8 protein-coding genes are annotated in these 8796 nt (G+C 41.4%); 4 read left to right on the top strand and 4 right to left on the bottom strand.

Features of this window, described 5'->3' with window-relative positions; genetic code table 11:
- Window positions 1-53: 53 nt before the first annotated feature.
- From secDF to Q0K96_RS14580, 4 genes are all read left to right on the top strand, one after another.
- Complete coding sequence (secDF, locus tag Q0K96_RS14595; RefSeq protein ID WP_297334718.1) at window positions 54-3005, top strand: protein translocase subunit SecDF; 2952 nt, start codon at window positions 54-56, stop codon at window positions 3003-3005.
- 156 nt (window positions 3006-3161) lie between these two features.
- Complete coding sequence (locus Q0K96_RS14590) at window positions 3162-3869, top strand: MotA/TolQ/ExbB proton channel family protein (protein ID WP_297334717.1); 708 nt, start codon at window positions 3162-3164, stop codon at window positions 3867-3869.
- Window positions 3870-3871: 2 nt separating this feature from the next.
- Complete coding sequence (locus Q0K96_RS14585) at window positions 3872-4264, top strand: biopolymer transporter ExbD (protein WP_297334716.1); 393 nt, start codon at window positions 3872-3874, stop codon at window positions 4262-4264.
- A 7-nt stretch (window positions 4265-4271) separates the two neighbouring features.
- Entirely contained in the window at window positions 4272-5099 is an 828-nt protein-coding gene (locus Q0K96_RS14580) for an energy transducer TonB (RefSeq protein WP_297334715.1), read from the top strand.
- A 35-nt stretch (window positions 5100-5134) separates the two neighbouring features.
- Here Q0K96_RS14580 and lgt read toward each other — a convergent pair whose 3' ends face one another.
- From lgt to folE, 4 genes are all read right to left on the bottom strand, one after another.
- On the bottom strand, window positions 5135-6082 hold the full coding sequence (lgt, locus tag Q0K96_RS14575; RefSeq protein ID WP_297334714.1) for a prolipoprotein diacylglyceryl transferase: 948 nt from the start codon (window positions 6080-6082) through the stop codon (window positions 5135-5137).
- Between the two features lie 63 nt (window positions 6083-6145).
- The gene (gene yidD / locus Q0K96_RS14570; RefSeq protein ID WP_297334713.1) at window positions 6146-6397 is read right to left on the bottom strand and encodes a membrane protein insertion efficiency factor YidD; all 252 of its coding nucleotides are present in this window, start codon (window positions 6395-6397) and stop codon (window positions 6146-6148) included.
- A 4-nt stretch (window positions 6398-6401) separates the two neighbouring features.
- Window positions 6402-7883, bottom strand: coding sequence for a cysteine--tRNA ligase (gene cysS / locus Q0K96_RS14565; protein ID WP_297334712.1), 1482 nt, complete (start codon window positions 7881-7883; stop codon window positions 6402-6404).
- Between the two features lie 35 nt (window positions 7884-7918).
- Complete coding sequence (folE, locus tag Q0K96_RS14560) at window positions 7919-8590, bottom strand: GTP cyclohydrolase I FolE (RefSeq protein ID WP_297334711.1); 672 nt, start codon at window positions 8588-8590, stop codon at window positions 7919-7921.
- Window positions 8591-8796 lie beyond the last annotated feature (206 nt).

Raw genomic sequence — 8796 nt, 5'->3', positions numbered from 1 at the left:
CAGTTATATATTTGCTCGTTTTTAAAAAAAGGAATAATTAATTTTTAGTACTAATGCAGAATAAGGGACTCATTAAATTTTTCGCAATAATATTTGCGATAGCATGTATCTACCAGCTTTCTTTTACGTTCGTTGCAGGCAACATTGAGGACGACGCGAAAGAATATGCCAACGGCGATACTAAAAAGGAGGTAGAATACCTGAACATGATGAAGGATTCGACAGTTTACCTCGGCTTTACTTATGATGAAGTAAGGGACAAGCAAATAAACAAAGGCCTTGACCTTGAAGGCGGTATTAACGTAACGCTTGAAATATCAGTAAAAGATATTATTAAAGGGCTTGCTAATAACTCTGATAATCCTGTACTTAACAGGGCGCTTGACAGGGCTACTACCGAAAAGCAGGGTAATCAGGATTACCTTGAAGCTTTTTTTATTGCTTTTGAAAATGAGTCCAAAGGCAATGTAAAGCTTGCTTCTCCGGAGTTGTTTACCAACAGGATAATGGGTGATGATGTTAACATCAACATGACCAACGAAGAGGTTAAAGCCGTTATAAAAAGAAAAGTTAGTGAATCTATAGACAGCGCTTTCCGCGTACTTTCTGAGCGTATAGATAAATTTGGCGTTGTTCAGCCAAACATCCAGAAGCTTGGCGAATCAGGAAGGATTCTTGTAGAGCTACCGGGGGCAAAGGATATAGACCGTGTACAGAAACTTTTACAAAGTACAGCACAACTTGAGTTTTGGGAGACTTATAAAATAACTGACCTTCAGAACTTCCTGCTTGCTGCAAACGAGACTTTAAAAACTACTGAAAAAGCTGCAGAAGTAAATACTAAAGAAGAAGCTCCGGTTTCTGCCATAGATACACTTTTAACAGATAAAGCCAATGATTCTGCTGCGGCAGTAAAAGGTAACAATCCTCTTTTTGAAAAACTTATTCCCGGCCAAGGAGGCCCTGTTATTGGTTATGCAACAGCAGCCGATACTGCAAAGGTTAACTCATGGTTAAACAGGAACGATATCCGTTCTTTACTACAGGGAGACCAGCGTTATGCTAAATTTGTATGGGGCAAGCAGGATGATAGGCTAGAAGGCAGGCTTGAGCTTTATGCGCTTAAAGGAAACCGCGAAAATACACCTCCACTAAGTGGTAACGTTATTACGAATGCTTCGGACGTATTTGACCAGATGGGCCGCCCATCGGTAGAAATGCAGATGAACGGTAAAGGAGCACGCGACTGGGAAGCCCTTACAGGCAAGGCATTTTCTGATCAGGGCAATATAGCTATTGTTCTTGACGATGTGGTGTATTCTGCACCGGGCGTTACAGATGGCGCTATTTCAGGCGGACGTTCTCAAATTACAGGTTCTTTTGATATAGAAGAAACGAAAGACTTAGCAAACATATTAAGGGCAGGTAAACTTCCTGCATCTGCAGATGTTGTACAGTCAGAGGTTGTAGGGCCGTCATTAGGCCAGGAAGCTATTGATTCAGGTATCACATCAGCACTTGTTGGTTTATTGCTTATCTCGCTTTGGATGATAATATACTACGGCAAAGCGGGCTGGTATGCCAACATTGCGCTTGTAGTTAACCTTTTATTCCTTTTCGGTTTCCTTGCCAGTATAGGTGCGGTACTTACGTTACCGGGTATTGCAGGTATAGTACTTACTATGGGTACTGCCGTAGATGCCAACATTATTATTTATGAACGTGCAAAAGAAGAACTACGATTTGGCAGGACAATAGATGAGGCTATTAAGATAGCATTTAGCTGGAAAGGTGCCATGTCGGCTATTACAGATGCTAACGTAACCACATTCCTTACAGGTTTGGTACTGCTTGTATTTGGTACAGGCCCTGTAAAAGGTTTTGCAACGACATTGCTTATAGGTATTATAACTTCATTGTTTACCGCAATATTCATAACAAGGATGCTGCTTGATATGGGTAAAAACACAAATCTTACTTTTGATACTACCCTTTCTAAAAACTGGTTCAGGAATTTTAACTTTAACTTTCTTGGCAAAAAGAAAATTGCTTATGCAATTTCAGGTATTCTTGTTGCAGGTAGCCTTATATCATTATTCACAAACGGACTTGACCAGGGTATCGACTTTGTGGGCGGACGCACTTTCCAGGTAAGATTTGATAAGCCTGTATCTACAGATGATGTAAGGAACGACCTTACAGCAGCTTTTGAAAGCGGTGTGGATGCAAAAGTATTTGGTGACGATAACCAGTTAAGGATAACAACCAAATATAAAGTTGATGAGTCGGGTGTTGAAGTAGATAAAGAGGTTAATACTATTATGTATGATAACCTTAAAAAATACTACTCAAACAATATTAGCTACGACGATTTTGTTAATACTTACGAAGGTAAGGAACTGGGTATAATGCAGGCTGTTAAAGTTGGCCCTACCATTGCAGATGATATTAAAACAAACTCATACTGGGCAGTTATCGGCTCCCTTGCAATAGTATTCTTATACCTGATGATAAGTTTCCGCAAATGGCAGTACAGCCTTGGTGCAGTAGCTGCAGTAGCGCACGACGTTATTATAGTATTGGGTATTTACTCTGCATTCTATACCATTGCACCTTTCCAGATGGAAATGAACCAGCACTTTATAGCTGCTATCCTTACAGTAATTGGTTACTCGCTTAACGATACCGTTATTGTGTTTGACAGGATACGTGAGTTTGTGGCAGGTAAAATGCCGGGTACCTATGCTGAAGTGGTTAATAAATCAATTAACACTACCATATCAAGGACAATAAATACATCGCTTACCGTGATATTCGTATTGCTTATCATGTTTATATTTGGTGGTGAGTCTATCCGCGGATTTATATTCGCGATGCTGATAGGTATATTTGTAGGTACATATTCATCATTGTTTATTGCTACACCAATAGTGGTAGATACAGTTTCTGATAAAGAAAAAGCCAAGATAGAGGAGCAGCATGCTGAGCCTGTTACAGAAGCTTAACAGTACATATACTAAAACATATAAAACCTGCCTGGATTTTCAGGCAGGTTTTTTGTTATATATTAACGCTATTATCTAATGTTTGCAGGCGGTAAAAGCAATTTTTAAACTATATTAGCGTTAATTTTTAAAACATAACCAAAAGAATTTTTTTCTATGCTGAACATTCAAGATGCCGATAGCCTGGCAGTTGCTAATGAAGCCCTGTTGGAAGGGCAGGAGCCTGTTGCAAAATCATTGTCTGTATGGGAATTGTTAACCAGTGGCGGGCTTGCAGGTAACATTATCATGATTATACTGGCATTGCTGCTGTTTGTTGCCATTTACCTGTACATAGAGCGTACTATGGCATTAAAGGAAGCCTCTAAGATAGATAAAGGGTTTATGAACCAGATTAGGGACCATATAACCCACAGGCGCTTTGACAGCGCCAAGCTGTTGTGCCAGCATACTAACACACCTGTATCGCGTCTTGTAGAAAAAGGCATTTCGCGTATAGGCAAACCCCTTGAAGATATTAACACGGCTATAGAAAATGCCGGTAAGCTTGAAATTTATAATTTGGAGAAGAATGTAAGTATACTGGCAACCATTTCGGGGGCAGGGCCTATGATTGGGTTCCTGGGTACCGTGGTTGGTATGATACTTGTATTCTTTGAAATAGAAAAAGGCGGAGGCCAGATACAGATAGACCTGTTAGCCGGTGGTATCTATACCGCCATGACTACTACAGTAGTGGGGCTTATAGTGGGTGTATTTGCCTATATTGGCTATAATCACCTTGTAGTTAAAACAGATAAGATTGTTAACCAGATGGAGGCTACAGCCGTAGAATTCCTCGACCTGCTAAATGACCCGGTATAATTATGAAATTCAGGAGCAGAAACAAGGTAACACCGGAGTTTAACATGTCGTCGATGACGGATATCGTATTCCTGTTGTTGATATTTTTCATGTTAACCTCTACCATGGTTACTACCAATGCGCTTGACCTAAACCTGCCAAAGGCAAAAGGCAAGACCGAGAATAACCAGAATGTATCGGTAAATATTACCAAAGAGCTGGAGTATTTTATAGACCAGGATCCTGTTGCCGAAGAAAACCTTGAAGCACAGCTTTCGGGTATAATGGCAGGAGCCGAAGATAAAGCCATCGTACTGCGGGTGGAGCAGGGGGTGCCGATAGAAAAAGCCGTTACGGTAATGGATATTGCCAACAGGAACCAATATAAGATAGTACTGGCCGTTAATCCTAAATAGACATGTTATGGGACAACGTGTTCAAAGAATATACAGAGAGCCTGAGGGGGACAAAGAAAAAAACAAAAAGGCATTTGCAATAACAGCAGCAATATTTGCAGTGCTGTTGCTGCTATGCTTTTTTTTAGGCTTAACCTATATGGATCCGCCACCGGAAAATGGCATTGCTATTAATTTTGGTACAAGTGATTTTGGCATGGGCGATGTGCAACCAACAGAGCCGATAGCTTCTGCACCGCAGCCTTCGCAGTCTTCTGCCGACCCAACACCTGTGCAGGACGAAGTGGTGACACAGGATGTAACCGATGCACCGGTGATAACTAATGAAAAGCCTAAAGAAAAACCGAAAGAGGATAAGCCTGTTAAACCAAAACCCGAACCGGCACCCACACCATCTAAAAGTACATCTGACGCGCTTAACAGCCTTATAAACGGGCCTAAGAGCGATGGCAAGGCAATCGGGGGACAGGGTAACGATAACCAGGCAGGAGACAAGGGAAGAGTTGACGGTACGCTTAATGGCAGTTACGGAAATGGCGGTGGAGGAACCGGTACAGGAAGCGGAAACTATCAGCTCGGAAACAGGAGTGCTTTAGCAAAGCCTCAGCCAAAATATACCTGTAACGAACAGGGTGTTGTAGTAGTTCAGATTTTTGTTGACAGAAATGGTAAAGTTATAGATGCTAATGCAGGTGTAAGAGGTACTACTAATTCTGTAAGCTGTCTTTTAGACCAGGCAAAACAGGCAGCGATGAGAACCACTTGGGAACCTGACCCGGATGCGCCGGATAAACAGGTTGGCAAGATAATCTACAACTTTAAACTTACCGAATAAGCATAAAAAAACCGCCTGATGGCGGTTTTTTGCTTTTATAAGGTTTCAGTTCTGTTCTTGGCGGTAAACATAAGGTAAAATCCGGCAAGTATAAAAGGGATACTGAGCCATTGCCCTGTAAGCAATATCGGGTTATCGCCTTCAAACCCTCCCTGGCTCTGCTTTACAAACTCTGCAAGGAAGCGCACTGTCCACAGCAATACTAAGAACACACCAAATATAAGTCCATGCTTTTTGCGTGCATCGGTTTTCCAATACATGTAGTATATAACCGCGAAAACTATAACGTAACCGGCTGCTTCATATAACTGTGCGGGGTGGCGGTAAGGTATAGCGGCCAGATAATCGGCAAACCTCGGGTCTTTCTCAATCAGCTCATAAGCCTGGTTATAATCCTTTACACCGGTAATTTTAGTTACATCATATTTGTTTAAATTGTCCTCACCGCGGATAAACCTAACAGCAGTAGGAACATTCTCCGGGCTGCTTACAGGCTCACCTAATATTTCAGAATTAAAAAAGTTGCCAAGCCTGACAAAGATACCACCACTGGTTACAGGTATCACTACCCTGTCTAACACCCATAGCAACGGCCTGTGAATAATCTTTCTGCTGTACCATATCATTGCCAGTATAATACCTATTGCAGCGCCATGGCTGGCAAGCCCTGCAAAACCGGTAAATTCAAATTCAGGCTTAAATTTAAAGGGCAGTAATATTTCTTCAGGATGCTGGCTAAAATAATCCCAGTCATAAAAAAACACGTGCCCAAGCCGTGCGCCAAGCAGTGTGGCTACAAGCGTATAGATAAAAAGCTTATCCAGCTTCTCTATCGATTCGCCTTCGCGTTCAAATATTTTTTTCATTATGAACCATCCGAGGCCAAAGGCTACCACGAACATAAGGCTGTAATAGCGTACCATTATAAAGCCAAGGTCGAGCCCTTCGCTGGGATTCCAGGTAAAGCTTAAAGCATGTGCCATAGTGCAGTTTTATTAGTTGGCGTAAAAATAACGAAATGCAGCCTACAAGCCTAACAAAAAATATTAATGTTTATGGCTGCATCCCTTTGGCGGCACAGGGTCGTAACCGCTGCCACCCCAGGGGTTACAGCTTGCAATGCGCTTAGTGCCCAGCCATAAGCCTTTAAACAGGCCGTGGGTTTTTAGTGCCTCTATCATGTATTGCGAGCAGGTAGGGGAGTAGCGGCATGCAGAAGGCAGGAAAGGCGATATGCCCCACTGGTAAAAGCGCACCAGCGCCACAAACGGCAATATGGCAAGCTTTCCTGCTTTCATACCGTTATGCTACAGAAAAGGTTGTACCCTCTTTTGTGTCTTTAAGCTCTATGCCAATGTCTTTAAGCCTGTCACGTATCTGGTCAGACAGCGCAAAATCTTTATTTGCCCTTGCTTCATTACGCATGCCTATAAGCATGTTAACCACACCTTCCAGCCTGTCGTTTGTAGTATTTGTTTCGGTTTCATTTTTAAGGCCGAGCACATCAAATATAAAACCGTTCATGGTCTTGGTAAGCAGGTCAAGATCGGCTGTGGTAATAGTTTCCTTACCGTCTTTCAGCAGGTTTATGTAACGTACCCCCTCAAAAAGCTGTGCTATAAGTATAGGGCTGTTAAAGTCATCATTCATGGCATCATAGCATTGCTGCCTCCAACCGTTAATATCAACAGATGATGTACCTGATGTTTTTATACCGGATAAGTTATCTATTGCTTCCATAAGCCTGTTGAACCCTTTTTCTGCGGCAAGGATAGCATCATTGCTGAAATCGAGTATGCTGCGATAGTGTGCCTGCAATATAAAGAAACGCGCTACCGATGGTGTAAATGATTTACTTAAAACGGAATTATTGCCCGAAAATATTTCTCTTGGCAGGATATTATTTCCGGTTGACTTCGACATTTTTTTACCGTTAAGCGTGAGCATGTTGGCATGCATCCAGTAGTTAACGGGTGTCTGCCCGGTGCAGGCTTCGTTTTGTGCAATTTCGCATTCGTGATGCGGAAACTTAAGGTCCATACCGCCACCGTGTATATCAAAATGATTACCCAGGTATTTAGTACTCATGCTGGTGCACTCTAAATGCCAACCCGGGAAACCGTCGCCCCATGGAGAAGGCCAGCGCATTATATGTTGTGGCTCTGCTTTTTTCCATAAGGCGAAATCCTGCGGATTCCTTTTTTCAGATTGTCCTGAAAGGTCGCGCGTATTGGCTATCATATCCTCAATATTGCGTCCGCTCAGCTTTCCGTAATTGTGTTTTTCATTAAACTTAACCACATCAAAATATACCGAACCTTCAGATACATAAGCATAACCGTTATCCAGTATACCCTTAATGGTTTCAATTTGCTCTATAATGTGCCCTGTTGCAGTAGGCTCTATGCTTGGTGGCAGTGTGTTAAAAAGTTCCATTATCTGGTGGAAATCTACACTGTACTGCTGTACAATTTCCATAGGCTCTACTTTTTCGAGCCTTGCTTTCTTAGCAATTTTATCTTCGCCTTCGTCGGCATCATCCTCAATATGTCCAACATCGGTAATATTACGCACATAACGCACCTTATATCCTAAATGTTTAAGATACCTGAAAACAAGATCGAAAGAAATAAAGGTGCGGCAGTTGCCTAAGTGTACGTTGCTGTATACCGTAGGGCCGCAAACATACATACCCACATTACCGGCATGTATAGGTTTAAAAAGTTCTTTCTCTCCGCTCAAGGAGTTATAAATCTTTAAGGTTTGTTCCTGGTATAAGTGCATTTTTAGCGTAATAATATTATGGTTTGCAATATATATTAAAACTGTGTATCGAGCTTAATATAATCTAAAAATTCCCTGCGCACATTTTCTTCTTTAAACCTTCCGCCAAATTCAGATGTAACAGTGCTGCTTTCAATATCGCGAATCCCGCGCGAATTAACGCACAGGTGCTTGGCATCAATCACACAGGCTACATCTTCTGTATTAAGTACTTTTTTAAGTTCTTCCACTATTTGTATGGTAAGCCTTTCCTGCACCTGTGGCCTTTTGGCATAAAAATCTACTATGCGGTTCATTTTAGAGAGTCCCACAACGGTACCGTTAGATATGTATGCCACGTGTGCACGCCCCACAATAGGGAGCAGGTGGTGCTCGCAGGTAGAATATATGGTGATATTTTTCTCTACCAGCATTTCTCCATATTTGTATTTATTCTCAAAAGTTGAAGAGCCGGGTTTACGCTCCGGGTTCAGCCCTCCGAAAATTTCTTTTACAAACATTTTAGCTACACGGTTGGGTGTGCCTTTAAGGCTGTCGTCAGTAAGGTCCATTCCTAATGTATAAAGTATTCTTTCTACATCTTTTTTTATAGACTCTATTTTTTCTTCGTCTGTCAGTTCAAAGGCATCAGGCCTTAGTGGTGTTTCGGCGCTTGTGGCTACGTGGTTTTCGCCTATTTCGTCTTTCTTATCTTCGTTAATTATCATTTATTATAGAATATCAGTTATTGGCTTTTACTAATTAGTGTGCAAAGATAATTATAAAAGTTGATTATGCTTTAAGTACTTAATTTGTAAATTATACGTTATTAAGTAATGTTAAGTATTGTGATAAAGCTATTTATATTGATATTTAAGCACATCTCTCACTTTTTTTAATTATAAATAAAATTTTCCTGAAAAGTCGGTAGGGA

It is taken from the genome of Flavobacterium sp. (assembly GCF_024305175.1).
Lineage (GTDB): Bacteria > Bacteroidota > Bacteroidia > Flavobacteriales > Flavobacteriaceae > Flavobacterium.
The sequence above is the reverse complement of the archived record's forward strand: the minus strand, read 5'-3'. Positions and strand labels throughout refer to the sequence as shown.